Annotated in this window: 1 protein-coding gene; it reads left to right on the top strand. The window is 71.4% G+C overall.

Annotation, left to right across the window (positions count from 1 at the left end; genetic code table 11):
- A partial coding sequence (locus AC3ET4_RS30895) for a transposase (protein WP_431955294.1) occupies positions 1 to 730 on the top strand: 730 nt, incomplete at both ends.

Genomic DNA, 730 nt, shown 5'->3' with positions numbered 1-730 from the left:
CTCCACCGTGCTGGACGACGCGGTCGCCACCCAGGACACCGTCACCCAGCTGGTCGCCGCGATTCGGCGGGTCATCCGTGAGGTCCCCGGCGCCGAGCAGACCGCCGCCACCTGGTGCACCGCCCACGACTACACCGATCCCGGCAAACCGAAGATCGCGTGGAACGACGAGCGGGCACGCGCTGACCTGGTCGACGCCCTGGTCACCGACGCACTCAACCTGCTGGGCCGCCTGCCCGAGCAGCAACTGGGCGAGGCCGCGGCGAACGCCGTCGGGCTGCTGGCCCTGGTCGCGGGCCAGGACGTGGAGCCGGCCGAGGACTCCGACGGTCACGACGGGCGCTGGCGCATCGCCCGCGGGACCGTCCCCGACCGCACCGTGTCCACGGTCGACCCTGAAGCCCGGCACATCCATAAGAACCGGACCCGCCACCAGGAGGGTTTCCGCGCCCACGTGGCCTTCGAGCCCGAAGCGGGAGTGTTCACCGACGTCGCCCTGACCGCAGGCAGCGGCGCCGAGAACCACGAGGCCGCGGTCGCCAAAGACCTTCTCGCCGAGGAGGAGGAACCGGTCATCGTCCTGGGCGATGCCGCCTACGGCACCGGCGACCTACGCGAACACCTCCAGGCCCAGGGCCACGACCTGCGACTCAAGCCGCCACCACTCAAACCGGCCGTCCCCGGCGGGTTCACCGCCGACGAGTTCACCGTCGACACCAACAAAGGCGAG

The sequence above is a fragment of the Actinacidiphila sp. bgisy167 genome, from assembly GCF_057707665.1.
This window is presented reverse-complemented; position numbering and strand designations above follow the sequence as displayed.